General features: G+C 73.6%; 24 protein-coding genes. 12 read left to right on the top strand and 12 right to left on the bottom strand.

Going from position 1 to position 25,378, the window contains the following annotated elements; translation table 11 throughout:
• Positions 1–107 precede the first annotated feature (107 nt).
• Positions 108–917 (top strand): SDR family oxidoreductase, encoded by an 810-nt coding sequence (locus tag ABEA81_RS10325; RefSeq protein ID WP_345604687.1) that lies wholly within the window; start codon positions 108–110, stop codon positions 915–917.
• A 5-nt stretch (positions 918–922) separates the two neighbouring features.
• Here ABEA81_RS10325 and ABEA81_RS10330 read toward each other — a convergent pair whose 3' ends face one another.
• Entirely contained in the window at positions 923–2,434 is a 1,512-nt protein-coding gene (locus ABEA81_RS10330; RefSeq protein ID WP_345604688.1) for a deoxyguanosinetriphosphate triphosphohydrolase family protein, read from the bottom strand.
• Between the two features lie 59 nt (positions 2,435–2,493).
• Between ABEA81_RS10330 and ABEA81_RS10335 the strand changes: the two genes are divergently transcribed.
• The 4 genes from ABEA81_RS10335 (at position 2,494) to ABEA81_RS10350 (ending at position 6,269) form a co-directional block, all read left to right on the top strand.
• Positions 2,494–3,711: a lycopene cyclase family protein gene (locus tag ABEA81_RS10335; protein ID WP_345604689.1), complete on the top strand. Its 1,218-nt coding sequence runs from the start codon at positions 2,494–2,496 to the stop codon at positions 3,709–3,711.
• Between the two features lie 35 nt (positions 3,712–3,746).
• Entirely contained in the window at positions 3,747–4,196 is a 450-nt protein-coding gene (locus ABEA81_RS10340; RefSeq protein WP_345604690.1) for a universal stress protein, read from the top strand.
• Between the two features lies 1 nt (position 4,197).
• Positions 4,198–5,172: an adenylate/guanylate cyclase domain-containing protein gene (locus ABEA81_RS10345; protein ID WP_345604692.1), complete on the top strand. Its 975-nt coding sequence runs from the start codon at positions 4,198–4,200 to the stop codon at positions 5,170–5,172.
• Between the two features lie 134 nt (positions 5,173–5,306).
• A complete protein-coding gene (locus tag ABEA81_RS10350; RefSeq protein ID WP_345604694.1) occupies positions 5,307–6,269 on the top strand; it encodes a helix-turn-helix transcriptional regulator in 963 nt (320 codons plus the stop codon).
• On the opposite strand, the gene ABEA81_RS10355 is transcribed toward ABEA81_RS10350, so the two are convergent.
• Positions 6,222–7,421, bottom strand: a complete 1,200-nt coding sequence (locus tag ABEA81_RS10355; protein WP_345604696.1) for a substrate-binding domain-containing protein — start codon at positions 7,419–7,421, stop codon at positions 6,222–6,224. The two genes, ABEA81_RS10350 and ABEA81_RS10355, sit on opposite strands and share 48 nt — an antisense overlap.
• A 258-nt stretch (positions 7,422–7,679) precedes the next feature.
• On the opposite strand from ABEA81_RS10355, the gene ABEA81_RS10360 reads away from it, so the two are divergent.
• From ABEA81_RS10360 to ABEA81_RS10370, 3 genes are read left to right on the top strand one after another with little or no spacing between them, the layout of a single operon-like run.
• On the top strand, positions 7,680–8,984 hold the full coding sequence (locus ABEA81_RS10360; RefSeq protein WP_345604698.1) for an extracellular solute-binding protein: 1,305 nt from the start codon (positions 7,680–7,682) through the stop codon (positions 8,982–8,984).
• Positions 8,981–9,889 carry a carbohydrate ABC transporter permease gene (locus ABEA81_RS10365; RefSeq protein ID WP_345604700.1) on the top strand — a complete coding sequence of 303 codons (909 nt, stop codon included), beginning with the start codon at positions 8,981–8,983 and terminating at the stop codon, positions 9,887–9,889. The genes ABEA81_RS10360 and ABEA81_RS10365 overlap by 4 nt, the downstream gene beginning before the upstream one ends.
• Positions 9,886–10,794, top strand: coding sequence for a carbohydrate ABC transporter permease (locus tag ABEA81_RS10370; RefSeq protein ID WP_345604702.1), 909 nt, complete (start codon positions 9,886–9,888; stop codon positions 10,792–10,794). The genes ABEA81_RS10365 and ABEA81_RS10370 overlap by 4 nt, the downstream gene beginning before the upstream one ends.
• Positions 10,795–10,815: 21 nt before the next feature.
• On the opposite strand, the gene ABEA81_RS10375 is transcribed toward ABEA81_RS10370, so the two are convergent.
• Positions 10,816–11,694, bottom strand: coding sequence for a LysR family transcriptional regulator (locus tag ABEA81_RS10375; RefSeq protein WP_345604704.1), 879 nt, complete (start codon positions 11,692–11,694; stop codon positions 10,816–10,818).
• A 78-nt stretch (positions 11,695–11,772) separates the two neighbouring features.
• Between ABEA81_RS10375 and ABEA81_RS10380 the strand changes: the two genes are divergently transcribed.
• A complete protein-coding gene (locus tag ABEA81_RS10380) occupies positions 11,773–12,462 on the top strand; it encodes an aspartate/glutamate racemase family protein (RefSeq protein ID WP_345604706.1) in 690 nt (229 codons plus the stop codon).
• A gap of 5 nt (positions 12,463–12,467) precedes the next feature.
• Here ABEA81_RS10380 and ABEA81_RS10385 read toward each other — a convergent pair whose 3' ends face one another.
• The 7 genes from ABEA81_RS10385 to ABEA81_RS10415 are packed head-to-tail and all read right to left on the bottom strand — an operon-like array spanning position 12,468 to position 18,799.
• Entirely contained in the window at positions 12,468–12,869 is a 402-nt protein-coding gene (locus ABEA81_RS10385; RefSeq protein WP_345604708.1) for a metal-sulfur cluster assembly factor, read from the bottom strand.
• Positions 12,866–13,351 (bottom strand): Fe-S cluster assembly sulfur transfer protein SufU, encoded by a 486-nt coding sequence (sufU, locus tag ABEA81_RS10390; RefSeq protein ID WP_345604710.1) that lies wholly within the window; start codon positions 13,349–13,351, stop codon positions 12,866–12,868. Before sufU ends, ABEA81_RS10385 begins: the two co-directional genes overlap by 4 nt.
• Positions 13,352–13,357: 6 nt before the next feature.
• Positions 13,358–14,650 (bottom strand): cysteine desulfurase, encoded by a 1,293-nt coding sequence (locus tag ABEA81_RS10395; RefSeq protein ID WP_345604712.1) that lies wholly within the window; start codon positions 14,648–14,650, stop codon positions 13,358–13,360.
• Positions 14,650–15,420: a Fe-S cluster assembly ATPase SufC gene (gene sufC, locus ABEA81_RS10400; protein ID WP_345604713.1), complete on the bottom strand. Its 771-nt coding sequence runs from the start codon at positions 15,418–15,420 to the stop codon at positions 14,650–14,652. The genes ABEA81_RS10395 and sufC overlap by 1 nt, the downstream gene beginning before the upstream one ends.
• Positions 15,421–15,447: 27 nt before the next feature.
• Positions 15,448–16,626, bottom strand: coding sequence for a Fe-S cluster assembly protein SufD (sufD, locus tag ABEA81_RS10405; RefSeq protein ID WP_345604715.1), 1,179 nt, complete (start codon positions 16,624–16,626; stop codon positions 15,448–15,450).
• Entirely contained in the window at positions 16,623–18,050 is a 1,428-nt protein-coding gene (gene sufB / locus ABEA81_RS10410) for a Fe-S cluster assembly protein SufB (protein WP_345604716.1), read from the bottom strand. Before sufB ends, sufD begins: the two co-directional genes overlap by 4 nt.
• Positions 18,047–18,799 (bottom strand): helix-turn-helix transcriptional regulator, encoded by a 753-nt coding sequence (locus ABEA81_RS10415; protein ID WP_425570496.1) that lies wholly within the window; start codon positions 18,797–18,799, stop codon positions 18,047–18,049. Before ABEA81_RS10415 ends, sufB begins: the two co-directional genes overlap by 4 nt.
• A gap of 139 nt (positions 18,800–18,938) precedes the next feature.
• On the opposite strand from ABEA81_RS10415, the gene mptB reads away from it, so the two are divergent.
• From mptB to ABEA81_RS10430, 3 genes are all read left to right on the top strand, one after another.
• Positions 18,939–20,525, top strand: coding sequence for a polyprenol phosphomannose-dependent alpha 1,6 mannosyltransferase MptB (gene mptB / locus ABEA81_RS10420; RefSeq protein ID WP_345604717.1), 1,587 nt, complete (start codon positions 18,939–18,941; stop codon positions 20,523–20,525).
• A gap of 25 nt (positions 20,526–20,550) precedes the next feature.
• Positions 20,551–21,519: an ABC transporter ATP-binding protein gene (locus ABEA81_RS10425; protein WP_345604718.1), complete on the top strand. Its 969-nt coding sequence runs from the start codon at positions 20,551–20,553 to the stop codon at positions 21,517–21,519.
• A 62-nt stretch (positions 21,520–21,581) separates the two neighbouring features.
• Positions 21,582–22,298 (top strand): ABC transporter permease, encoded by a 717-nt coding sequence (locus tag ABEA81_RS10430; RefSeq protein ID WP_345604768.1) that lies wholly within the window; start codon positions 21,582–21,584, stop codon positions 22,296–22,298.
• A 243-nt stretch (positions 22,299–22,541) separates the two neighbouring features.
• On the opposite strand, the gene ABEA81_RS10435 is transcribed toward ABEA81_RS10430, so the two are convergent.
• Both ABEA81_RS10435 and ABEA81_RS10440 read right to left on the bottom strand, forming a co-directional pair.
• Positions 22,542–24,029, bottom strand: coding sequence for an amidohydrolase family protein (locus tag ABEA81_RS10435; protein ID WP_345604720.1), 1,488 nt, complete (start codon positions 24,027–24,029; stop codon positions 22,542–22,544).
• Positions 24,029–25,285 (bottom strand): MFS transporter, encoded by a 1,257-nt coding sequence (locus ABEA81_RS10440; RefSeq protein WP_345604721.1) that lies wholly within the window; start codon positions 25,283–25,285, stop codon positions 24,029–24,031. The genes ABEA81_RS10435 and ABEA81_RS10440 overlap by 1 nt, the downstream gene beginning before the upstream one ends.
• Positions 25,286–25,378 lie beyond the last annotated feature (93 nt).

The raw sequence follows: 25,378 nt of genomic DNA on the forward strand, positions 1-25,378 counted from the left end.
ACGAGCGGAAAAGGGCGGCGTGGAGCCCCGCTACTCGATCCGCACCATGATCACGCCTTCCAGAGTACCGGCCGGGTCGAGCGGATTCGGGCAGTAGGGTCGCGGGCATGACCGACGTCACCGCCGACAGTGCCGATGCCAGTGGCCCCGACGGCCTCGCCGGACGTGCCGCACTCGTCACCGGGGCGAGCCGCGGCATCGGGTTCGCCATCGCGCGCGAGCTGCTCGGCAGGGGCGCGTCGGTCACGATCACCGCCCGCAAACCGGACGAGCTGGCCGCGGCGGCCGAGCAGCTGGCTGCGGGCGCGGATCCGTCCCGCGTGCTCGCGATCGCCGGCAACGCGGGGATCGCCGAGGCGCGGGAGGAGGCCGTCGGCCGCACCGTGGAACGGTTCGGCAACCTCGCGATCCTGGTCAACAACACCGGCATCAACCCCACCTACGGCTTCCTGATGGACGCCGACCTCGACGCCGTCCGCAAGACGTTCGACACCAACGTCGTCGCGGCGCTCGGGTTCGTGCAGCTCGCCTACAAGGCGTGGATGGGCGAGCACGGCGGCGCGATCGTGAACCTCGCCTCGGTGGCCGGCCTCCGCTCCTCGGGCGTGATCGCCGCGTACGGGGCGTCGAAGGCCGCGCTCATCCGGCTCACCGAGGAGCTGGCCTGGCAGCTCGGCCCGTCCATCCGCGTCAACGCCGTCGCGCCCGCGATCGTGAAGACGAGGTTCGCCACCGCCCTCTACGCCGAGGGCGAGGAGAAGGTGAGCGCGGCCTATCCGATGAAACGGCTCGGCACGCCGGAGGACGTCGCCCGGCTGGTCGGGTTCCTCGTCTCGGACGCGGCGTCCTGGATCACGGGCGAGACGGTCCGGGTGGACGGCGGGATCCTCGCGACCGGCTCCCTCGGTTCGGCCTGATCGGGTCAGAGGGCCACGGCGTCGACCCACAGCCTCGCCGAGCGGCCGGTGAGCACGTCGAGCAGCGCGCCGGCCTGCCCGTCGGTGAGCGAGGCGACGTAGTCGACCACCGCCCGCCCGCACGCGAGCGCATCGACATCCGGGTCCGGACCCAGCCGGCCGTCCGCGGCTAGCCCGCGGTACTCGTCGTGGGCCAGCGCCACGAGGTCGTGCAGGCGAGGTGGGAGGCGGACCTCGTCGTCACCGGTGAGCCAGTCGGCCAGTGCGCCGACCAGGCCGGTGAGCACCGTCGCCTGGCCCCGCTGGTGGGACGCGAGGTCGGCCCGCTGCAGCACGAACCGGTGGTGCACGAACTTGAGCACCGCCACCTCGTGCCACGGCGCCGTCGCGAGCGTGACGGGGGCGGCGCGCACGGGCGGGTCGGGCAGCACCCGCACACCGGCGACGAGGCGGGCCGTCCACCGCGCCGAGAACTCCGCGACGGCCCGCTCCGCGGCCATCGACCCGTCGAACGGCACGGCCAGCAGACCGTCCACGAGCTCCTCGCGCACCACCGCGACGGCGGCGGCGAACGCGTCGTCGTCGAACGCCCAGGCGTCCTTGGCGTGCAGCCGCCTGCGCAGCCGCTCCAGGTCGGCGCCCGGGCGCAGCGCCCCGAGCGCCGACGGGTCGGCGGCGGCCAGCCCTCCGCGGTCGCGCAGCCAGCCGCCCAGCTCGGCGGCGACGCCCGGCTGGGCGAGCACGCCCACCCGGTGGAAGTCCTCGAGGTCGTGGATCGCGTAGGCGACGTCATCGGCGGTGTCCATCACCGCGGCCTCGACCGTCTGCTGCCAGGGCCCGACCGCCCCCGCGACGGCATCCCGGCTGTCGACCAGGTCGTCGAGCTCGGTGAGGTAGCAGGAGAACTTCGCCGAGCCCGCGTCCGCGGCGCCCGGCAGCGGGCCTGCGCCGCGCGGCGGGGTCGGGGCGGCGCTCGGGTGCGGGTCCGGGTGGCCGCGGCGCGCCCACGGGTACTTGAGCACGGCCGCCCGCACCGCCGCGGTGAGGTCGAGCCCGGCGCCGCCCGGGCCGTGCAGGTCGATCGTCGTGACCACCCGGAAGCTCTGCGCGTTGCCCTCGAAGCCGTCCGGCAGGCCCAGCCGTTCACGGCCCACGCGGTCCAGTACCTGCTCGCCGAGGTGCCCGAACGGCGGGTGGCCCAGGTCGTGGGCCAGTGCGGCGGCCTCGACGACGTCCGGGTCGAGGCCGCCGAGCGAGTCGAGCAGCGGTCCGGTGTCGGTGGTCAGCCGCTCCGCGATGGCCCGCGCCACCTGCGCCACCTGCAGGCTGTGCGTGAGCCGGTTGTGCAGCAGCAGCCCGCCACCGGTCGGGCTCACCACCTGCGTCACGCCGGCGAGGCGCGCGAAGTACGGCGACGCCGCGATCCGGTCCCGGTCGACCCGGAACGGGCTGGCGGCCAGGCCTGCCCCGGTCTCCCCCACCCCCGAGCGCCGCGCCGCGCGCGAGTGATCCGCCACGGACCGCAGGCTATCCACCTGCGCCGGATGGGCGGCCCCGGACCCGGCAGGATGCGGGGGTGGACCGCGACCCGGACGTGCTCGTCGTCGGCGGCGGGCCGGCCGGCCGGGCGCTGGCCGCGGCCACCGCCGGACGCGGGCTGCGGACGGTGCTGGTCGACCCGGCACCGGAAGCCCCGTGGCGGGCCACCTACGGCTGCTGGGCCGACGAGCTGCCGCCCGGACTCCCGCCGTCGGTGATCGCGGCCCGGGCCGCGGGGCGAGCGGTTGCGCTCTCCGAGCACCGCACGGGCTGGGAGTACGCGGTGCTGGACGTCCCCGCCCTGCGCGCCCACCTGGACGGCGAGCTGGCCCGGCACGACGCGCAGGTCCGCCGGGGTCGCGCGGCCGGGTTCGCGTCCGGCGCCGTCCGGCTGGCCGACGGCGGGGAGCTGCGGGCCGAGGTCGTCGTCGACGCGGGCGGGCACCGCAGGCCCCTGCACGCCGGACCGCGCCTGCGCAGGCCCGCCGCCGAGCAGACGGCCGCGGGCGTCGTCGTCGACGAGGACGCGGCCGCGCCATTGGTGGCGCCCGGCGAGGCCCTGTTCATGGACTGGCGCCCGGACCACGGTGAGGACGGCTGGCCCACCTTCCTGTACGGCGTCCCGCTCGGCGGCGGCGCCGTGCTGCTGGAGGAGACCTCGCTCGCCCGCAGGCCCGGCCTGCCGCTCCCGGCGCTGCGCGGGCGGCTGCACGCCCGGCTCGCCCGGCGCGGCGTCGTCGTGCCCGCCGGCGCCGCCACCGAGTCCGTCCGGTTCCCGGTCGACACCCCCCGTCACCGCGCCCCCGGCGTGCTCGCCTTCGGCGCCGCGGCCCCGCTCGTACACCCGGCGAGCGGGTTCTCCGTGGCCACGTCGCTGCGGCTCGCACCGGCCGTCGCCGACGCGATCGCCACGCGCCTGACGGCCGGGCCCGCCGCTGCACTCGCAGCCGCGCGCGCCGTCGTCTGGCCGCCCGGGGCGCGGGCCGTGCACCGGTTCCGGCGGATCGGCCTCGAGGCGCTGCTGCGGATGCCGCCCGCCGAGGTGCCTGCCTTCTTCGAGACGTTCTTCGCGCTGCCGCCGCGCCACCGCTGGTGCTACCTGGTGGGCCGCGCCGACGTGCGGGGCACCGCCGCCACCATGCGCGCCCTGTACGGCCGTTCCGGCTGGCGCATGCGCGCCCGGCTGATCGGCCCCGCCCTGCTTCCCCCGACCGGGGCATGGCGGTCTGCACGCGTCCCTCACTACCGGCGGTAACCTGAGGCCCGTTCCCCGATGCCGGAGGCTCCCCCATGCCCGCCTACCGCACGATCGTCGTCGGTACCGACGGCTCCGCCACGTCGTTCAACGCCGTCGACCGCGCCGCCGCCGTCGCCGCCGACAGCGACGCCCAGCTCGTCATCGTCTGCGCCTTCACGCCCCCGTCCCGGGAGGACACGGCCGAGGCGGAGGACGCACTGAAGGACGAGGCCTACCTCGTGGTCGGCTGGACGCCTGCCGAGGAGACCCTGCGCGCCGCCGAGGAGCGCGCCGCCGCGGCAGGCGCGCGCTCGATCCGGACGCTCGCCGCCGACGGCCCGCCCGTGGACGTGCTGCGCAAGGCGGTGCGCGACACGGGCGCCGACCTGCTCGTCGTCGGCAACCGGGGCCTCAACACGCTCAGCGGGCGGCTGCTCGGCTCGGTGCCGTCGGACGTGGCGCGCCGCGCCGGCATCGACGTGCTGATCGTCCACACGACGTGACGTGACCGATCCCGCACCGGAGGACGCCCTCGAGGAGCTCATCCTCGGCGCGCCGCGCCGCTACACGCGGCAGCAGGTCACCGAGGCCGCCGGGCTCGACCTCGAGACCGGGAGGCGCCTGTGGCGGGCGCTCGGGTTCGCGGAGGCGGGCGACGACGAGGTGCTCTTCACCGAGCGCGACCTCGAGGCCGTGCGCCTGATGACCCACCTCACCGAGGCCGGCGTGCTCGACCCCGACGTGCGCGAGGCGGTGGCGCGGTCGATGGCGCAGTCGCTGTCGCGGCTCGCGGAGTGGCAGGTCGGGATGCTCATCCGGGTGATCGAGGGGCAGGGCGGCGACGTCACGCCGCGCGGGTCCCGGGAGATCGCGGCCGCCGTCCTGCCCGTGCTGGAGGAGCTGCAGACCTACGTCTGGCGGCGGCACCTCGCGGCGGCCGTCCGGCGGATGGTCGTGACGGCCGGTGGCGCCGGGCAGGGGCCCGGCACCTGGCCGCTCGTCGTCGGGTTCGCCGACATGGTCGGGTTCACGCGCACCACCCGCCGCCGCTCCACCGCTGAGCTCTCCGAGATGATCGAACGCTTCGGCTCCACCACCACCGAGGTGATCGCGGACGGGCACGGGCGGATCGTCAAGACGGTCGGGGACGAGGTGATGTTCGTCGCCGACGACGCCGCCGACGGCGCGGGCATCGCGCTCGCCCTGCAGGACCGCGTGCGGGCCGAGCCCGCCCTCCCCGAGCTGCGCATCGGACTGGCCGCGGGCCCGGTGCTGGTGCGCTACGGCGACGTCTACGGCGAGGTCGTCAACATCGCCGCGCGGCTGACCTCCCACGCCCGCCCCGGCAGCGTGCTCGCCGACCGCGGGCTGGCCGACGCCCTGACCGGCGACCCCCGCTTCACGCTGCGGCCACTGCGGTCGGTCGCCGTGCGCGGGTACCGCCATCTCCACCCGTGGTTGCTGGAACGCGCGGCCTGAACGGCGACCACCGATCGGCGGCTACCGATCGGGAACGACCAGCTCGCCGCTCTGCATGTACTCCATCGCCGCCACGAACTGCGGCGCGCCGTGTAGGCCAGTTGCTGGCACACTTCGCTGGCATTCTTCTCCCCGTGACCGACACCCCGGCCCGCCTCCTCACGCTGCTGTCCCTGCTGCAGACGCCCCGGGAGTGGCCGGGCAGCGAGCTCGCCCGCAGGCTCGGGGTGAGCCTGCGGACGGTGCGGCGCGACGTCGACCGGCTGCGCGACCTCGGATACCCGGTCGAGGCGACGATGGGCGCGCTCGGCGGCTACCGCCTCGTCGCGGGTACCGCCATGCCGCCGCTGCTGCTCGACGACGAGGAGGCGGTCGCCATCGCCGTCGGGCTCCGGACGGCGGCCGGGCAGGCCGTCACCGGCATCGACGAGGCCGCCGTCCGCGCGCTCGCCAAGCTGGAGCAGGTGCTGCCGTCGCGGCTGCGCTACCGGGTGAGCGCGCTCGGCGCCGCCACCCTGCCCGCGCCGGACGCCTACGCCTCCCCCGTCGACCCCGCGCACCTCACCGCGCTCGCAGCCGCGATCACGAACCGCGAGCGGGTGCGGCTGCGCTACACCGCGGCCGACGGCACCGGGTCGGGGCGGCACGTGGAGCCGCACCGCCTCGTCCCCGCAGGCCGGCGCTGGTACCTCGTCGCCTACGACCTCGACCGCGACGACTGGCGGATCTTCCGGGTCGACCGCGTCGACGCCCCACAGCCGACCGGCGCGCGGGCGACGGTCCGGGAGCTGCCCGCGCCCGACGCCGCCGCGTACGTCACCGACGCGCTGTACTCGGGCGTCGCCGTCCACACCGCGGTGGCCACGCTGCACGCCCCGGTCGAGCAGGTGCGCGGCCGCATCGGGGACGGGTCCGCCGACCTGGAGCCGATCGACGCGGGCAGCTGCCGCCTGCGCAGCCACACCGACACCCTCGAGTGGCTGGCGTTCGCGCTGCTGCGGCTCGGCTGCGAGTTCGAGGTGCACGAGCCGCCGGAGCTGCGCGAGCACCTACGCGCGCTGGCCGGACGCCTCGGTCGCGCCGCCGGTGCCGGATGACGCGCGCACCCGGTGGCCCGCGTCGTCCGACCCGCTGACCACGAGGGTGTTCCGTCCGGGCGCGGCGACCTGGACCTCGGCGCACAGCACCACGTGCCGGGCCGGCCCGCCCGCGCCGCGCAGGCGCTCGTCCACCAGCCGGGCCGCCTGCCTGCCCAGCTCCCGGGTCGGCAGCCGGGCCGACACGACCGACAGCGGGGAGACGACCTCCGGGACGGACTGGTCCATGCTCGCCAGCTCCATCGAGCCCGGGAGGTCGACGTCCATGGCCAGCAGGTCCGACACGGCCACCGCGAGCGTGGGGGCGTTGCCGAACAGGAGCGCGGTGGGCGGGTCGTCCGACTCCAGCAGTGCGCGCAGCCTGCGCTGCCGGGCCGGGGCCTCGAGGTACGCGAACGGCCGCAGGGCCGACCGTTCCGGAAGCTCGGCCAGCCCGCGCTCGCGCAACGCCCGGCGGTGGCCCGCGAGCCGGTCCCGCACGCTCGTCACGTCGATCTCGCTCCACAGCACGCCCGTGGAGCGGTGCCCCCGGTCGAGCATCGCGACGGTGACGTCGTGGCCCACCGCGAAGTCGTCGAAGAGCACCGCGTCGGTGGGGAGGCCGGGGAGGTACCGGTCGACGAGGACCACGACCAGCCCCTCCCGCCGCAGCTCCTCGATCACCCCGGCGGCGCCCGACCGGTCGTGCGCGAAGAACACCACCGCCCGCGCACCGCCTGCCGACACCGTGCGCAGGACCTCCGCCTCGTGCGACGCGCTCCGCGTGTGCGCGACCGTCAGCTCGTACCCCAGGGCGGCGGCCTCGACCGAGAGCGCCGCGAGCAGCTCGGAGTCGTGCATGCCGGCCCGCCGGTCCGGGCTGACGTAGGCCACCCGCGACGGCCCCGGCGCCGCCGGCCCGCGCGCCGCGGGTCGCTGCGCGACGAAGGTGCCCCGCCCGCGGCGGCGGACGACGACCCCGTCCGCGACCAGCTCGTTCAGCGCCCGGATGGCGGTGGTCGTCGACACCCCGAAGCGTTCGACGATCTCCCGCTGGGTGATGAACGGCTCGTCGGGGGAGAACTCGCCGCGTCCGATGGAGTCCAGCAGCTCCTGCTTGACCCACGCGAACAACGCGACGCCCGAAGGCGGACCGCTCGTCCCAGGTGCCATCCCTCGCACGTCCTCCTCGTCGCCGGTGACGATAACGACCCCAACAGCGACGGACAGTATTGACGCATTAAAGCGTTGAATCTAGGTTCCTCCTCCAACCGATGGAAGCGCCGGCTCGGCGAGCAGTCCCCGGATGCACGGCGATGACGCCCGGACGTCACCAATGGCGGGAAGACGGAGGTAGCTTCAGTGCTGGCTACGAGTGCAGGGCAGAGATGGCGAAGGGCGGGTGCGTTCGCCGCGGCCGGCCTCATGGCCGTGACCCTCACCGCCTGCGGGGGCGGTGACGGCGGCGGCGACTCCACGGTGACCGTCTCCTACCGGCAGTTCGGCGGCACCCGGGTGCAGGAGAACTACCTCACCGAGGTCAAGGCCCAGTTCGAGCAGGCCCACCCCGGCGTCACGATCGACCTGCAGCCCATCCAGGCGTCGGAGAACGAGTACTTCACCAAGCTGCAGCTGCAGATGCGCACGCCGCGCACCTCGCCGGACGCGGTCTACGAGGACACCTTCCTGATCAACTCGGACATCGAGGCCGGCTACCTGCGCCCGCTGGACGACCGGCTGGCGCAGTGGCCGGAGTGGAGCCAGTTCGAGGACACGGCCAAGGGCGCGGGCCGGGCCCTCGACGGGAAGACCTACGGGGTGCCAGACGGCACCGACACCCGGGGCGTCTGGTTCAACAAGGAGATCTTCGCCCGGGCCGGCCTGCCCGCCGACTGGCAGCCGAAGACGTGGGACGACCTGCTCAGCGCGGCCCGGACGATCAAGGCCGCGGTGCCCGGCGTCATCCCGTTCAACGTCTACGCCGGCAAGGGCGTGGGCGAGGCGGCGTCGATGCAGGGCTTCGAGATGCTGCTCTACGGCACCGGCGACACGCTCTACGACCAGGCCCAGCAGAAGTGGGTGGTGGGCAGCAAGGGCTTCGGCGACGCGCTGCAGTTCCTCCGGACCGTCTACTCCGAGGGGCTCGGGCCGACCCCGCAGCAGGCGCTGGACCCGAACTGGACCAACACCACCACAGAGCAGCTGATCCCCGAGGGCCAGATCGCGATCAGCATGGAAGGCTCGTGGATCTCGCAGGACTGGCTGGAGACCGGCCCGCACCCGTGGCCCCAGTGGAGCTCGGTGATGGGGTGGACCGCCATGCCGACGCAGGAGGGCCAGGCCCCCGGCAAGGTCAGCATGTCCGGCGGCTGGACGTGGGCCATCCCGCAGAACGCCGACAACCCCGACATGGCGTGGGAGTTCATCAAGCTGGTGTCGAACCGCGAGAACCAGCTGGAGTGGGCGATCGAGAACGTGCAGATCCCGGTCCGCAAGGACGTCGCGGACGACCCGTCCTACACCGGGGCCAACCCGTCGAACGACTTCTTCTCCTCGCTCGTGCCGACCACGAGCTACCGGCCGGCGTACTCGCTCTACCCCCGGGTCTCCAACGAGATCCAGGTCGCCACGGAGTCCGTGATCACCGGCGGGGACGCCGCGGCCGCGGCCCGGAACTACGACGACCAGGTGCGGTCCCTCGCCGGCGACGCGGTGGTCGCGGCGCCCGGCTCATGAGCACGGCCACGGCCGGCCCGGGGCAGCGCCGCGCCCCGGCGCCGGCGGCCCTCCTGCGCGGCATGCCGCTGGCACCGGCGGTCGTCCTGCTCGTGGTGTTCCTCGCCGGGCCGGTGGCGTACTGCATCTGGTCGGCGTTCACCGACATGGCGCTGACCGGCGCGTCCGGCGCCGACTTCGTCGGCCTGGACAACTTCCGGCAGGCCTTCGGGAGCGCCGACTTCCACCTGGCCGTGCTCCTCACCGTGGTCTTCACCCTGGTGTCGGCGATCATCGGCCAGAACGTGCTGGGGATGACGCTCGCGCTGCTCATGCGCGCCGGGCACCGGGTGGTGCGCACGGTCGTCAGCGCGATCGTGATCGGCGCGTGGGTCCTGCCCGAGGTGGTCGCCGGCTACCTCTGGTACGCCTTCCTCGGCCAGGAGGGGTCGTTCAACGCCATACTCGGCTGGCTGCACGTGCCGGAGCAGAACTGGCTCTTCAGCACGCCGATCCTGGCGGTGTCGATCGCCAACATCTGGCGCGGCACGGCGTTCTCGATGCTCGTCTACGCGGCGGCCCTGTCCGAGGTGCCGAGGGAGATCGAGGAGGCCGCCACCGTCGACGGGGCGGGCACGTGGCGGCGGCTGTTCCTCGTCACGCTGCCCATGGTGCGCCGCTCGATCGCGACCAACCTCATGCTCATCACGCTCCAGACGCTGTCGATCTTCGGCCTGATCTGGACCATGACCCGGGGTGGGCCGAACAACCAGAGCACGACGCTGCCGATCTTCGCCTACCAGCAGGCCTTCCAGTTCTCCCAGCTCGGCTACGGCACGGCACTGGCGCTGGTGCTGCTGCTCATCGGCGGGATCTTCTCGCTCGTCTACCTGCGCGCGCTCCGACTGGGGGAGGCCATCTCGTGACCACCGAGACAACCGTCCCCACGCACCCGGCCCCCTCCCCGTCCGGGCCACCGCACGGCGGGCGGCGCCGCGGCGGCATGCGCCCGGCACGGCTCGCCGGCAAGGCCGCCGTCAACCTCGTGCTGGCGCTGATCGGGGCCTGCTTCGTGGTGCCGATGCTGTGGCTGGTGCTCGGAGCGTTCAACGAGTCGGCAGGGCTCTCCGTGTCCTGGCCGCAACCCTGGTCGCTGGGGAACTTCCGCGCCGTCCTCGACGAGGACACCACCTACCGGCCGATGCTCAACGGGTTCATCCTGTGCGGGGGCGCCACGCTCGTCACCCTGGTGGCCTCGGTGCTGGCCGCCTACCCGCTCTCGCGGTACCAGTCGCGGTTCAAGCGGCCCTTCATGCTCACCGTGCTCTTCACGACCGGGCTGCCGATCACCGCGATCATGGTGCCGGTCTACGGCCTGTTCGTGCAGCTCAACCTCATCGACACCTACACCGGCACGATCCTGTTCATGGCGACGACGGCGCTGCCGATCTCCATCTGGCTCACGAAGAACTTCATGGACGCCGTGCCGATCGAGCTGGAGGAGGCCGCATGGACCGACGGCGCCTCCCCGATGCAGGCGCTGCGCACGATCGTGATGCCGCTGATGTGGCCGGGGCTGTCGGTGGTGGCGATCTACACCTTCATCAACCTGTGGGGGAACTTCTTCATCCCCTTCGTGCTGCTGCTCTCGAACGAGAACCTGCCCGCCTCGGTCAGCATCTTCACGTTCTTCAGCCAGTACGGCTCGGTCATCTACGGGCAGCTCGCCGCGTACTCGTTGATCTACTCGCTGCCGGCACTGCTGCTCTACCTCGTGCTCTCGCGCCGCCTCGGCGGCGCCTTCGCGTTCGGGGGTGCGGTCAAGGGCTGAGCGGCGCTTGCGGAGCGAGAATCAGCGCTGAAGGTCGGTCATAGACCCGAGAACGGCCAGCACCGCAGCGACCGCAGGCACCCGCTCGACCCCCGGGCGGTGGAGCACCCCCACGGTCCGCGGAGCGAGCGCGGGATCGGGGTCGGCGCGCACGCCTGCCACGGCGGCGGCGCGCAGCGCCATCTCCGGCAGCACCGACACCGCGACGCCCCGGGCGACGAGCGCCTGCACCGCGACGTAGTCGTCGGTGACGTGCCGGACGTCCGGGGTGAAGCCGGCCGTCTCGCACGCGGAGACGAGGTTGGCGCGGCAGCGCTCGCACCCGGCCACCCATGACTCGTCGCGCAGCGCGGCGAGGCCGTCGACGCGCGGGTGCGCGGCGGGGAGCACGATCCGCACCGGGTCCGCGCCGAGCGGCCGCCACGTCAGATCGGGTTCGGCCCCCTGCCCCGGGTAGCGGAAGGCCAGCGCGAGGTGCACCGCGTTGGATCGCACGAGCGCGGCGGCCTCGGGCGGCTCGGCCTCCTCCATCCGCAGCTGCACGCCGGGCGCGCGTTCGGCCAGCCGCGCGGCGACCGCCGGCACGACGACGGCCCCGGCGGATGGGAACGCCGCCATCCGGACGGTCCCCCGGCCCAGCCCCGCCAGCTCGTCGAGCTCCTCCCGCGCGGAACGCAGCGCCGCGTCGACGGCGTCCGCGTGCCGGAGCAGCGCCGCCCCCGCCTCCGTCGGGACGACCCCGGTCGGCCCGCGGACCAGGAGCGGGGTGCGCGCCTCGCGCTCCAGCCCGGCGAGCTGCTGGCTCACCGCGGGCTGCGTCCAGCCCAGCTCGCGGGCGCCTGCGCTGATCGAGCCCGCGCGCACGACCGCGCGGAAGGTGAGCAGCCGCCTCGGATCCATGGCCATAAGTATCCGCGATGGATCCTGCAAGGAGAACACGACTTCCTATGGCTCCCGGCCGGCCGCACGATGGGTCGCATGAAGCGGATCGGTGTCATCGGCGGGATGAGCTGGTACTCGACGGCCGAGTACTACCGGGTGATCAACGAGCGGGTGCAGGAGCGGCTGGGCGGGCACCACAGCGCCGACCTGCTGGTGCACTCGCTCGACTTCGACGAGATCCGGCAGTGCCAGATCGACGGCGACTGGGAGCGGGCGGGGAAGATCATGGCGGCGAGCGCCGCCGGGCTCGTCGGCGCGGGCGCCGAGCTGGTCGTGCTCGCGACGAACCTCATGCACAAGGCGGCGGGCGCCATCGAGGATGCGGTCCCGGCTCCGTTCCTGCACATCGCGGACGCGGTCGGCCACGAGGCGACCCGGCTGGGCGCGCGGCGGATCGGCCTGCTCGGCACCCGCCCGGTGCTGGAGGACGGCTTCTACGCCGAGCGGCTCGCCCGCCAAGGCGTCGACGTGGTGGTGCCCGGCGCACCGGCCCGCGCCCGGCTCGAGGAGATCATCTTCGGTGAGCTGACCGTGGGCGAGGTGCGACCGGAGTCCCAGGCCACCCTGCGGGCAACCGCCGATTCGCTCGCCGCGAACGGCGCCGACGCGGTGGCGCTGGCGTGCACCGAGCTGGAGCTGGCGCTCACCGAGGCCGAGGTGCCCCTGATCGCGACGGCCCGCACCCACGCCCGTGCCGCGGCCGACCTGGCCCTCACCGGGCCGTGAGGTCGTCAGACGCGGAAGCCCAGGGCTCGGAGCTGTTCGCGGCCCTCGTCGGTGATCTTGTCGGGGCCCCATGGGGGCATCCAGACCCAGTTGATCTTCAGGTCGTCCACCAGGCCGGGCCCGACCAGCGCCCCTCTGGCCTGCTCCTCGATGACGTCGGTGAGCGGGCAGGCCGCCGACGTGAGCGTCATGTCGATGGTGGCGACGCCGTTCTCGGCCTGGATGCCGTACACGAGGCCGAGGTCGACGACGTTGATGCCGAGCTCGGGGTCGACCACGTCGCGCATGGCCTCCTCGAGGTCGTCGATCGAGACCCCGCCGGCGGGCGCGGGCGGCTCGGGCATACCGGCAGCACCGCGCACGACCTCTTCGGTGTCGGTCTTGTGCTCGGTCATGTGCTCGGTCATGTGGTTGCCTCCTCGGCCTCGACGGTACCCGCCGTGCCATTCCCGGCACCGTTCTCGGCACGGGCGACGGCGTCCTTGAACGCCATCCACCCGAGCAGTGCGCACTTGACGCGCGCCGGGTAGCGGGCCACCCCGGCGAACGCGACGCCGTCACCCAGCACGTCCTCGTCGGGCTCGACCTGACCGCGGCCCTGCGCCATCTCCTGGAACGCGGTGAGCACCTCGCGGGACTCCTCGACCGACCGGCCGACCACGAGGTCGGTGAGCACCGAGGCCGAGGCCTGGCTGATCGAGCAGCCGAGCGTCTCGTACGAGACGTCGGTGATCTTCTCGCCGTCCAGCTTGACCCGCAGCGTGATCTCGTCGCCGCAGGTCGGGTTGATCTGGAACGACTCGGCGTCGAACGGCTCGCGCAGGCCTGCGCCGTGCGGCGACCGGTAGTGGTCCAGGATGATCTCCTGGTACATCTGCTCCAGCTGCATGTCTGCTCAGCTCACCCCGAAGAACTCGCGGGCCGCGCGCACGCCCTCGATCAACGCGCCGACCTCCTCCGGGGTGTTGTACACCGCGAACGATGCCCGGACGGTGGCCGCCACGCCGAACCGGCGGTGCAACGGCCATGCGCAGTGGTGTCCCACCCGAACGGCGACCCCGCGGTCGTCGAGCACCTGCCCGACGTCGTGGGCGTGCACCCCGTCCACCACGAACGCCACGGTGCCGCCCCGCTGTTCCAGCGTGCGCGGACCGATGATCCGCACGCCGGGCACCTCGGCCAGGCCGTCGAGCGCGGCGCGGGCGAGCTCCAGCTCGTGGGCGTGCACGCGGTCCATGCCGATGCCGGACAGGTAGTCCACCGCGGCGCCCAGGCCGATCGCCTGCGAGGTCATCGGCACGCCGGCCTCGAACCGCTGCGGGGGCGGCGCGTAGGTGGATCCCTCCATCCGCACCAGCTCGATCATCGACCCGCCCGTGAGGAACGGCGGCATCGCGGCCAGTAGCTCCGCACGGCCGTACAGCACGCCGACGCCGGACGGGCCGAGCATCTTGTGCCCGGAGAACGCCGCGAAGTCGACGCCGAGGTGCGCCAGGTGCACGGGCATGTGCGGCACGGACTGGCACGCGTCGAGCAGGGTGAGCGCCCCGACGGCACGCGCCCTGTTCACCAGCTCCGCCACCGGCAGCACCGTGCCGAGCACGTTGGACTGGTGGGCGAACGCCACCAGCTTCGTGCGCTCGGACAGCTCGATCGAGTCGAGGTCGAGCCTGCCCCCGTCGTCCACCGCGTACCAGCGCAGCGTGGCGCCGGTGCGGCGGGCGAGCTCCTGCCAGGGCACCAGGTTGGCGTGGTGCTCGAGCTCGGTGATCACGATCTCGTCACCGGGGCCGAGCGCGAACCGCTTCGACTCCGGGCCGAGGCCGGTGCGCACCGACGAGTTGCCCATCGCGTAGGCGACGAGGTTGATCGCCTCGGTGGCGTTCTTCGTGTACACCACCTCGCCCGGGTCGGCGCCGATGAAGGTGGCGATCCGGGCCCTGGCCGACTCGTAGGCGTCGGTGGCCTCCTCGGCGAGCAGGTGCGCGCCGCGGTGCACGGCCGCGTTGTGCTGCTCGACGAACTCCCGTTCGGCGTCGAGCACCTGGCGCGGCCGCTGGGAGGTGGCCCCCGAGTCGAGGTAGACCAGGGGCAGCCCGTTGCGCACGGTGCGGGTGAGGATCGGGAAGTCCGCGCGGATCTTCTCGATGTCCAGGCCCGTGAGTTCGGGAACCTCGAGCGCGGTCATCAGACCGCCGCCTCGGCCTTCCCGCCCGTGAACCGCACGTACCCGCTGCGCTCCAGCTCGTCGGCGAGCTCGGGGCCGCCGGACTCGACGACCCGCCCGCCGGCGAACACGTGCACCGCGTCGGGGCGGATGTGCTGCAGGATCCGGGTGTAGTGGGTGATCAGCAGCACCCCGGTGTCGGCGCCCTCGCGGTAGCGGTTGACGCCCTCGGACACGACGCGCAGCGCGTCGACGTCGAGGCCGGAGTCGGTCTCGTCGAGGATGGCGAACTTCGGCTTGAGCAGCGCGAGCTGCAGCACCTCGTGGCGCTTCTTCTCGCCGCCGGAGAAGCCCTCGTTGACCGAGCGCTCGGCGAAGTCCGGGTCGATGTCGAGGTCGCTCATCGCGCCCTTGACCTCCTTGACCCAGGTGCGCAGCTTCGGCGCCTCGCCGCGGACCGCGGTGGCCGCCGACCGCAGGAAGTTGGCCATCGACACGCCGGGCACCTCGACCGGGTACTGCATGGCGAGGAAGAGGCCCGCACGGGCGCGCTCGTCGACGGTGCGCGAAAGGAGGTCCTCACCGTCGAGCGTGACGCTGCCGCCGGTGATCTGGTACTTCGGGTGGCCCGCGACCGCGTAGGCGAGGGTGGACTTGCCGGACCCGTTGGGGCCCATGATCGCGTGCGTCTCGCCGGTGCGGACCGTGAGGTCGACGCCCTTCAGGATCTCCTTGGCGCCGTCGTCGGTCGCGACCGAGACGCGCAGGTCCTTGATCTCCAGGGTGGACATGTTCTGTGGATGCTCCGTGTGGTGGGTTCAGACGCCGGTCACTGCGAGCTCGGCCTCGACGGCCGCTTCGAGGCGCTCGCGCAGCTCGGGCAGGGTGATCTTGGACAGGATCTCGCCGAAGAAGCCGCGGACGACGAGGCGGCGCGCGACGTCCTCGGGGATGCCGCGGCTCTGCAGGTAGAACAGCTGCTCGTCGTCGAACCGGCCGGTGGCGCTGGCGTGGCCGGCACCGGTGATCTCGCCGGTCTCGATCTCCAGGTTGGGCACGGAGTCGGCGCGGGCGCGCTCGGTGAGCACGAGGTTGCGGTTGAACTCGAACGTCTCGGTGGCCTCGGCCGCGGCCCGGATCACGACGTCACCGATCCAGACGGTGTGCGCCCCGTCGCCCTGCAGCGCGTTCTTGTACATCACGTCGGAGCGGCAGTGCGGCACCGAGTGGTCGACGAGCAGGCGCTGCTCCAGGTGCTGCCCGGCGTCGGCGTAGCCCAGCCCGCGCAGCTCGGCGTCACCACCGGGGCCGGCGTAACCGACCGTCTCGCTGACGCGCATCAGGTCGCCGCCGAGCGACACCGAGGTGGAGCGCAGGGTGGCGTCGCGGCCCACCGAGTAGTGGCGCGCGCCCACGTGCACGGCGTCGTCGGCCCACTCCTCCGTGACCACGAGCTCCAGGCGCGAGCCGTCGGCGAGCACGACCTCGAGGTTGTCGGCGACCGTGCCCGACCCCCGGTGCTCGACCACGACCGTGGCCTCGGCGTGCCGGGTCGTGCGCAGCTGCAGGTGCCCCGTGGCGGTGCGCCCCTCGCCCGGCCCGGTGACCCGGATCGTGATCGGGCCCGGCGTGCCGTCGACGGTGACGATCGTGGCCTCGCCGAACGCCGACCACGCGGCTGCGGCAACGCGGTCGGCGGGGACACCGCCCTCGCCGAGCCGCGGGTCGTCCCGGCCGACGGTCTCGACGGTGACGCCGTCCGCACCCGACACGTCGACCTTGGTGGCCGTGTCCAGCGACGCCGTGCCGTCGTGCAGGCCGCGCAGCCGCCGCAGCGGCGTGAACCGCCAGTTCTCCTCGCGCCCGCCGGGTACCTCGAACGCCTCGACGTCGTAGGACGTGAAGCGCTCGCTCGCCGACGCGATCGGTGACTCGCCCTGGCCCTTCTTCGCGCCCTTCAGCTCGGGGGCGAGGCCGGCAACTTCCGGAGCGGTCATCCGACAGCGCCCTCCATCTGCAGCTCGATCAGCCGGTTCAGCTCCAGCGCGTACTCCATGGGCAGCTCGCGCGCGATGGGCTCGACGAACCCGCGCACGACCATGGCCATGGCCTCGTCCTCGGTGAGTCCGCGGCTCATCAGGTAGAAGAGCTGGTCGTCGCTCACCTTGGAGACCGTGGCCTCGTGGCCCATCGACACGTCGTCGTTGCGGATGTCGTTGTACGGGTAGGTGTCCGACCTGCTGATCGTGTCCACCAGCAGCGCGTCGCACTTCACCGTGGACCGCGAGTGGTGCGCGCGCGGGTTGACCTGCACGAGGCCGCGGTAGGAGGTGCGGCCGCCGCCGCGCGCCACCGACTTCGAGATGATCGTCGAGGACGTGTACGGCGCCAGGTGCACCATCTTCGCGCCTGCGTCCTGGTGCTGGCCCTCGCCGGCGAACGCGATGGACAGGACCTCGCCCTTGGCGTGCTCGCCCATCAGCCACACGGCCGGGTACTTCATGGTGACCTTGGAGCCCAGGTTGCCGTCGACCCACTCCATGGTGGCGCCCTCTTCGGCCTTCGCCCGCTTGGTCACCAGGTTGTAGACGTTGTTCGACCAGTTCTGGATGGTCGTGTAGCGGCAGCGGCCGCCCTTCTTCACGATGATCTCGACGACCGCAGAGTGCAGCGAGTCGGTCTTGTAGATCGGCGCGGTGCAGCCCTCGACGTAGTGCACGTAGGCACCCTCGTCGACGATGATCAGCGTGCGCTCGAACTGGCCCATGTTCTCGGTGTTGATCCGGAAGTAGGCCTGCAGCGGGATGTCGACGTGCACGCCCGGCGGCACGTAGATGAACGACCCGCCCGACCACACCGCCGAGTTGAGCGCGGAGAACTTGTTGTCACCGGCCGGGATGACCGAGCCGAAGTACTCCTTGAACAGCTCCGGGTGCTCACGCAGACCGGTGTCGGTGTCCAGGAAGATGACGCCCTGGGCCTCCAGGTCCTCGCGGATCTGGTGGTAGACGACCTCGGACTCGTACTGCGCCGCGACGCCCGCGACCAGCCGGGCCTTCTCCGCCTCCGGGATGCCCAGCTTGTCGTAGGTGTTCTTGATGTCCTCGGGCAGCTCCTCCCACGAGGTGGCCTGCTTCTCCGTGGACCGCACGAAGTACTTGATGTTGTCGAAGTCGATGTCCGACAGGTCGGCGCCCCAGCGCGGCATCGGCTTGCGCTCGAACAGGTCGAGCGCCTTGAGCCGGAAGTCGAGCATCCACTTCGGCTCGTCCTTCATCCGGGAGATGTCGGCGACGACGTCCGCCGACAGCCCACGGCGGGCGGAGGCGCCTGCGACGTCGGGATCGGCCCAGCCGAAGTCGTAGCGGCCGAGCGTCGCGAGCGTCTCCTCCTGGGTGAGTGCCTCAGGAGTGGTGGTCATTCGGACTGCCTCCCTGCGGGGACGGTGGTGGTGGGTTCGTGCGACCGCTGGATGTCGGGAGCGTCCAACGGGACGTGCGTCGTGCACGCGGAGTCGCCGCGCGCGATCGTGGCGAGCCGCTGCACGTGCGTGCCGAGCAGGGCCGCGAACGCCTGGGTCTCGGCCTCGCACAGCTCGGGGAACGCCGCCGCGACGTGCGCCACCGGGCAGTGGTGCTGGCACAGCTGCACGCCGCTGCGCGACTCGCGCGCCTGCGCCGCGTAGCCGTGGGCGGTGAGGAGCGCGGCGAGCGCCTCGGCCCGCTCGTCCGGCCGGTGCGCCGCCGCGACCTGCTGCGCCCCCGCGGCGAGCAGCGCGTCCACCCGGCTGCGGGCGAACCCGCGCACCGCCGACTCGCCGCCGTGCTCCGCGAGGTACTGCAGCGCGGCCACCGCCAGCTCGTCGTAGCCGTGCCCGAAGCGGGCCCGGCCCGCGTCGGTGAGCAGGTACTCCCTGGCCGGGCGGCCCCGCCCGCGGGGACCCCGCCGGGGCGCCTCCCTCGCCTCGGCCTCCCCGTCGGCCAGCAACGCGTCGAGGTGGCGCCGGACGGCCGCAGCGGACAGCTCCAGCTCGGCGGCGACCGCGGCCGCGGTGATCGGGCCCTGCTCCATGAGCAGCCGGGCCACCGCCTCGCGCGTGCCGCCCTCACCGGTCGACGCGCCCTCTTGCGGGCGGGCGTCGACCGGCACGGCTGGCCGGGCGCTTTTCACAACACCAGTCTTGCGTATATCCCGCGCGGGGGCAAAACCGCCCCGGCCGGAGGTGAGCACGCTCACGTCCGGGTGGGGGCGACCGGCCGACCGGACACGGGTGACCTCCCGGCGTGCGGCACTGGATACGCTGCATCCCATGGTCGCCCGGGAGCTCGACGCCGCAGAGACCGCGGCCACACCCGTGCCGCGGCCCGTGCGCGACCCCAGCCGGAGGGCCCGGCTCGTGGGGCTCACCGGCACCCTCCTCATGGCGGTGGGCGGGCTCGGCGCAGGCGCCCTCCCGGTGCCCAACCCGCTGTTCGGGCTGCGGCTGCTCGGCCTGCCGAGCCGCAACACCACCATCGCCATCGCCGTCACCTACACCGGCATCTGCCTGCTCGTGCTCGCGTGGCTGTGGGTCGGCAAGATGCTGCGCTCCCGCGGCGCCGTGGCCCCCGCGCCCACCCCGGCGCAGCTCGCCCGCACCGCCGTGATGTGGGCCGTGCCGCTCGCGCTGGCCCCGCCGCTCTTCTCCCGCGACGTCTACAGCTACCTCGCGCAGAGCGCCACCCTCGCCCGCGGGCTCGACCCGTACGTGCTCGGGCCCGCCGAGGCGCTCGGCGTCGACGACCCGCTCACCCGCAGCATCCCCACGATCTGGCGCGACACGCCCGCCCCCTACGGCCCGCTCTTCCTGATACTGGGCCGCGGCATCACGGCCCTGTCCGGCAACGACGTCGTGCTCGGCATCTTCGAGTACCGGCTGCTCGCGCTCGCCGGCCTCGGCCTGATCCTGTGGGCGCTGCCGAAGCTCGCCCGCCGGTGCGGGCTCGACACCGGCCTCGCGATGTGGCTCGGCGCCGCCAACCCCCTCGTCCTGTTCCACCTCGTGAGCGGCATCCACAACGAGGCGCTCATGGTCGGCCTCATGCTCGCCGGGTTCGAGGTCGGGCTGCGCACCGGCGAGCGGCTGCTCGACCGCAACCTGCTGGCAGGCGCGCTGCTCATCATCGCCGCCTCGGCGATCAAGCTGCCCGCCATCCTCGCCCTTGGCTTCCTCGGCATGGAGTGGGCCCGCCGCCGGGGCGGGCGGATCACGAACGTCGCCCCGGTCGCCGGGCTGTTCACCCTGCTCGCACTGGCCTGCTACGTCCCGATGTCCGTGGGCACCGGCGTCGGGATCGGGTGGTTGAAGACCCTCGACATCCCGCAGCTCATCCGGAGCTGGATGTCGGTCACCACCGACCTCGGCATGGTCGGCGGCCAGCTCGGCATCCTCGCGAGGCTCGGCGACCACACCGACGCCGTGCTGGCCGTGTCCCGCAACATCGGGCTGGCCGCGTCGGCCGTGCTCGTCGTGATGCTGCTCCTCGCCGTGCTGCGGGGCCGCGTCGAACCCATCACCGGCATGGGCACCGGACTCGGCGCGGTGGTGCTGCTCGGCCCCGTCGTGCACCCCTGGTACCTGCTGTGGGCCGCCATCCCGCTCGCCGCGACCCGCGGCCTGCCCCGCTACCGCCGCGCCGCGCTCGCCGCATCGGCCGTCCTCGCGCTCCTCGTGCCCCCCACCGGGGCCGACTTCCAGTTCCGCGCGTTCCAGCTGCCACTGTCGATCATCGCGGGGCTCGGGATCCTGCTGGTCTTCCTGCTCGTGCTGCGCCGCCACCTCGCCGGCCAGAGCGGCTTCGACATCGATGTGCTGCCCGGCCGCACCCCCGTCCCCGTGCCCGAGACCCGTGTCTAGACCCGTCGCCTTAAGCTCGACCACCGTGAGTACCGCCCGGTCGAGGAGCGGGCCGCCCGACGAGGCGCCGTCCCCGGCGCCCGCCGTCTCGATTCGCGGCCTCGTGAAGCGCTACGGCCGCACCACCGCGGTCGACCGGCTCGACCTCGAGCTGCGCACCGGGTCCGTCCTCGCGCTGCTCGGACCCAACGGCGCAGGCAAGACCACCACCGTGGAGGTCTGTGAGGGCTTCCTGCGCGCCGACGCGGGCGAGGTGCGGGTCCTCGGCGTCGACCCCACCGGCGCCCCGGACGCACTCCGCGCCCGCGTCGGGGTCATGCCGCAGGGCGGCGGGGCGTACCCGGGCGTGCACGCCGCCGAGATGCTGCGGCTGGTCGCCGCCTGCTCCGCCCACCCGCTCGACGTCGGCTGGCTCGCCTCCGTGCTCGGCCTCGACGGCTGCGCGCGCACCCCCTACAAGCGGCTGTCCGGCGGCCAGCAGCAGCGGCTCGCGCTCGCGTGCGCCATCGTCGGCCGGCCCGAGCTGGTGTTCCTCGACGAGCCCACCGCCGGGATGGACCCGCAGGGCCGCAGGCTCGTCTGGGACCTGATCCGCGCGCTGCGCCGCGACGGCGTCTCCGTGCTGCTCACCACGCACCTGATGGAGGAGGCGGAGGCGCTGGCCGACCACGTCGTGATCGTCGACGGCGGTCGGGTCGTGGCCCAGGGCTCCCCCACCGCGCTCACCGCCACCGGCGGCCAGCAGGAGCTGCGCTTCCGCGCCCGGCCCGGCATGGACGTCGCCGGGCTCGCCGCGGCGCTCCCCGCCGGGTACTGCGCGGACGAGCCGGTCGCCGGACGCTACGTGGTGCAGGGCCGCATCGATCCCGCGGTGCTCTCCACGATCACGTCGTGGTGCGCCGCCAACGGCGCCCTCGCCGACGACGTCCAGGTCGCCCGCCGCAGCCTCGAGGACGTGTTCCTGGAGCTCACCGGGCGGGAGCTGCGGTCGTGACCTCGCCCGACTTCCCCGCCGGTACCTTCACACCCCGGCCCGGCCCCGGCTCGCCCCTGCGGATGCTCGCCGCCCAGTCGGCCACCGAGCTGCGGCTCGCGCTGCGCCACGGCGAGCAGGTGCTGCTCACGGTGCTGGTCCCGATCGTGCTGCTGGTGGGTCTCACCCTGCTCACCGTGGTGCCGCTGCCGGAGCCGCGGGTCGCCACCGTCGCGCCGGGGGTGCTCGCGCTCGCCGTGATGTCCACCGCGTTCACCGGGCAGGCGATCGCCCTCGGGTTCGACCGCCGCTACGGCGTGGTCCGCAGGCTCGCGGCAACCGCACTGCCCCGCTGGCTGCTCGTGGCCGGGCGGCTCGCCGCCGTGCTGGGGGTCGTCGCCGTGCAGGTCGTCGTGCTCGGCGCCATCGCCGCCGTGCTGGGCTGGCGGCCCGAACCCGCAGGCGTCGGCTGGGCGGTGCCGCTCGTGCTGCTGGGCTGCGCCGCGTTCGCCGCGCTCGGCATGCTGCTCGGCGGGTCGCTGCGCGCCGAGATCACCCTCGCCGTGGCCAACCTCGTGTGGTTCGTGCTGCTGTTCGCGGGCGGCATCGTGATCCCGGTGGGCCGGCTGCCCGGCCCGCTCGCCGCGGTGGCCGCGGCCCTGCCCTCCGGCGCGCTGGCCGAGGGCCTCCGCGACACCCTCGCCACCGGCGCGCCACCGTCCGCCGGTGTGGTACTCGTGCTGCTGGCGTGGACGGCGCTGGGCAGCGCCCTGGCGATCCGCTTCGTCCGCCTCCGGTAGGCCCGGCGCGCATCGTGGGGGTCCCGGTGGGGCCTCCGGTCGCTGTGCGGGCTGCCGTAGGCGCAGCGGATCGCCGATCAAGGGGAAATGGTGGTTGGCCGATCTCCGGGAGCGACCATCTGCCCTTGATCGGCATTGCAGAACGACCAGAGGCCGGACGTCGAGGGGTACGAGTCGTCGCCGTCATGATCGTTGCTTCGGCTCGAACACGGGCGAGGCCGGCCCGAGGGCGCACCGGTGGGTTCAGGAACCTCCACCCCGCACCGGGCGGCCCGGTAGGGCCGTCACGTCGAGCTCGCCGTCCCGCACGACCGTCCGCCCGTTGACCAGGACGTGCCGGAACCCGGTGCTCGGGCGGGTGGTGTCGGTGTAGGTGGCCTGGTCGGCCACCGTGTCCGGGTCGAACACCACGACGTCGGCGTCGGCCCCGGGGCGGAGCCGGCCCTTGCGGGCCATCGCGGGCGCGACGGCCGCCACGATCTGCGCCGGCACCAGGCTCGCGCGGCGCACCGCCTCCGGCAGGCTCAGCGCACCGGTCTCCCGCACGAGCACGCGCAGCGTGCGCGCGAACGTCCCGGCCGTGCGGGGGTGGGTCACGGCGTCCGGGGGCAGCGGCCAGCGCATCGGGTCGAACGGGGTGGTGCGCCAGATCGGCGATGCGGCGTCGCTGGCCACGGCGGTGTCCGGGAAGACGAGTGCGCGCTGCAGCACCGCACGGGCCGACGGGTCGGACTCGTCGAGCAGGTGCACCAGCACCCAGTCGCCCTCGTTCGTGCTGCGCATGCGCCGCAGCTCGGCCTCGTCGGCCATGCGCCGCCCGGTGGCGAGGTGCTGGATCGCCGACGGGCCGATGTCGCGCCGGTGCAGCAGCTCGGGCGCGAGGAACGCCGCGCCGATGCCCGTCATGCCGGTGCCGTACGGGTAGGCCTCCGTCGTGATCGTCGCCCCGTTCGCCCTGGCGCGCTCCACCAGCGCGTGCACGCGGTCGACGTGCCGCAGCGACGTGCTGTTGACGTGGCAGTAGTGCATGTGGGCGCCGGTCTCCCCCGCCGCGCGCACGATCTCCTCGGCGCCGTCGATCGGCGTGTCCGGGTCCTGCTCCACGAGCTCGCGGGCATGCGTGTAGGTCGGCATCCCGTGCCGGGCGGCGAGGCCCGCGACGGCGACGTACTCGTCGGGCGCCACCCGCGGCGCGTACCCGACGAGGATCCCGATGCCGAGCGCGCCCTCGGCGAGGTCCGCTTCCAGCAGCGCCAGCATCCGCTCGACCTGCTCCCGGCTCGCCTCCCGCTGCCACTCCGGCACGCCCATGTTCCCGATCACGTCGTGCGCCGAGCCGGTGGTCGGTACGCCGGCGAGCACGTTCAGGCGGGCGGCGGCCCAGCAGGTGGAGAACCCGTAGTTGATCGGGCGGCCCTCGGCGGCTGCGCGGGCGTACGCGGCCCCGACCGGGTGCACGCCCGCCTCCAGCTCGAAGGCGGTGGTCACCCCGTCGAGCACCTGCAGGCGCTGGCCGGGGATGTCGTCGCAATGGCTGTGCAGGTCGATGAACCCCGGCGCGACGACCAGCCCGCGGACGTCGAGGACCTCCCGCCCGTCCAGCTCGTCGGCGCTCACGGCGGCGACGGTGGCGCCGTCGGCCGTCCGGTCGATCGCCACGTCGCGCACGGCGTCCGTGCCCGACTCCGGGTCGATCACCCGGCCGCCACGCAGCACCAGGTCGTGGGTCATCACGAGGCCACCTCCGCGGTAGGGGTGCCCAGCCGCAGGTCGGCGGGGCGCGACGAGGTCACGAGCGCGATCAGGGCTGCCGCCACCGTGGTGGCGACGAGGAACCCGAACGCCGCGCCGAAGTCGAACTCCTCGGCGAGCCAGCCCATCACCAGCGGCGCGAGCACCCCGGCGACCTGTCCGCCGGTGTTCACCAGCCCCATGCCCGACCCGATCAGCTCCCGGGGAAGGGCCCGGATCGGCATGCCGAGGATGCCGATCGTCGCGAGCCCGCTGAACGCCATGGCGAGCGACTGGAAGACGGTGAACGCGGTGGTGCTCTCCGCCCGCAGCATGAGGACCAGCAACACGGCCGACACGGCGAGCACCGGGACGACGAGCAGGCGGGCCCGGTCGTCGAACCAGCGGCTCATCAACCAGCCGCCCACGACGGCGCTCACCGCCGTGATCAGCAGGGGCACCGCGGACGACAGCCCGGCCGCCACGAGCGAGAGGCCCCGCGCCTCGTACAGGTAGCTCGGGACCCACGTGATCATGCCGTAGTTGAGCATGTTGAAGCACGCGAAGAGCGCCGCGTACCGCCACACCGCGCCGCTGCGCAGCACCTGCCCCGGCCCCACGCGGGGTGCCGCCCCCGCCGCGGCCGCGTCGAGCTCGGTGACCTCCCGGGGCAGCGGCGGCGGCAGCAGCCGCCACATCAGCAGGCCGAGCACCACCCCGCCGAGCGCGACGACCCAGAACGCGTGCCGCCAGCCGATCGCCACGATGATCGGCGCCACCAGCAGCGGCGCGATGCCCGCGCCGAGGGAGTTGGACGCCAGCATGAGCCCGGCGCTGCGGTTGCGGATGCCCGGCGGCGTCCGTTCCGCCAGCGCCTTGAACGACGCGCCCGGGAACAGCGCCTGCGCCACGCCGAAGAGGGCGCGGACGGCGAGGAGCGCGACCAGCCCGCCGGCGAGGCCGGTGGCGGCCGTGAACACCGACCAGGCCACGAGCGAGGTCACGAGGAGCGGGCGCGCGCCGAACCGGTCCGCCAGCAGCCCGCCGGGCACCTGGAACACCATGTAGGCGATCGCGAACGCCGATACGACCAGGCCCTGCTGGGTCTTGTCGAGGCCGAGATCCGCGCCGAGGAACGGCAGCGCCACCCCGATCATGACGCGGTCGATGTAGTCGATCACGTACACGCCCATGAGGAGCGCGATCGTGATCGTCGAGGTGCGGAGAACGGCAGCGTCGTCGATCTCTCGGTTCACCGGCGGTTCCTCCCGCGGTCGGTCGGGGTGTCCGGCGATTGTCCGGGCGGCGCCACCCCCCACCGCTTTGTCCGTCCGTGAGAATCACCGCAC

This window comes from Pseudonocardia adelaidensis, assembly GCF_039543345.1.
In the GTDB taxonomy this organism is placed as follows: Bacteria; Actinomycetota; Actinomycetes; order Mycobacteriales; family Pseudonocardiaceae; genus Pseudonocardia; species Pseudonocardia adelaidensis.

What these genes read in the sequence shown, in the direction of transcription:
- mptB (WP_345604717.1), top strand. Translation starts at nt 18,939, where the DNA reads ATGGTCGCCCGGGAGCTCGACGCCGCAGAGACCGCGGCCACACCCGTG.
- ABEA81_RS10435 (WP_345604720.1), bottom strand. Translation starts at nt 24,029, where the DNA reads ATGACCCACGACCTGGTGCTGCGTGGCGGCCGGGTGATCGACCCGGAG.
- ABEA81_RS10355 (WP_345604696.1), bottom strand. Translation starts at nt 7,421, where the DNA reads ATGGCACCTGGGACGAGCGGTCCGCCTTCGGGCGTCGCGTTGTTCGCG.
- sufC (WP_345604713.1), bottom strand. Translation starts at nt 15,420, where the DNA reads ATGTCCACCCTGGAGATCAAGGACCTGCGCGTCTCGGTCGCGACCGAC.
- ABEA81_RS10385 (WP_345604708.1), bottom strand. Translation starts at nt 12,869, where the DNA reads ATGACCGAGCACATGACCGAGCACAAGACCGACACCGAAGAGGTCGTG.
- ABEA81_RS10380 (WP_345604706.1), top strand. Translation starts at nt 11,773, where the DNA reads ATGAAGCGGATCGGTGTCATCGGCGGGATGAGCTGGTACTCGACGGCC.
- ABEA81_RS10325 (WP_345604687.1), top strand. Translation starts at nt 108, where the DNA reads ATGACCGACGTCACCGCCGACAGTGCCGATGCCAGTGGCCCCGACGGC.
- sufB (WP_345604716.1), bottom strand. Translation starts at nt 18,050, where the DNA reads ATGACCACCACTCCTGAGGCACTCACCCAGGAGGAGACGCTCGCGACG.
- ABEA81_RS10375 (WP_345604704.1), bottom strand. Translation starts at nt 11,694, where the DNA reads ATGGATCCGAGGCGGCTGCTCACCTTCCGCGCGGTCGTGCGCGCGGGC.
- ABEA81_RS10365 (WP_345604700.1), top strand. Translation starts at nt 8,981, where the DNA reads ATGAGCACGGCCACGGCCGGCCCGGGGCAGCGCCGCGCCCCGGCGCCG.
- ABEA81_RS10340 (WP_345604690.1), top strand. Translation starts at nt 3,747, where the DNA reads ATGCCCGCCTACCGCACGATCGTCGTCGGTACCGACGGCTCCGCCACG.
- ABEA81_RS10430 (WP_345604768.1), top strand. Translation starts at nt 21,582, where the DNA reads ATGCTCGCCGCCCAGTCGGCCACCGAGCTGCGGCTCGCGCTGCGCCAC.
- sufD (WP_345604715.1), bottom strand. Translation starts at nt 16,626, where the DNA reads ATGACCGCTCCGGAAGTTGCCGGCCTCGCCCCCGAGCTGAAGGGCGCG.
- ABEA81_RS10395 (WP_345604712.1), bottom strand. Translation starts at nt 14,650, where the DNA reads ATGACCGCGCTCGAGGTTCCCGAACTCACGGGCCTGGACATCGAGAAG.
- sufU (WP_345604710.1), bottom strand. Translation starts at nt 13,351, where the DNA reads ATGCAGCTGGAGCAGATGTACCAGGAGATCATCCTGGACCACTACCGG.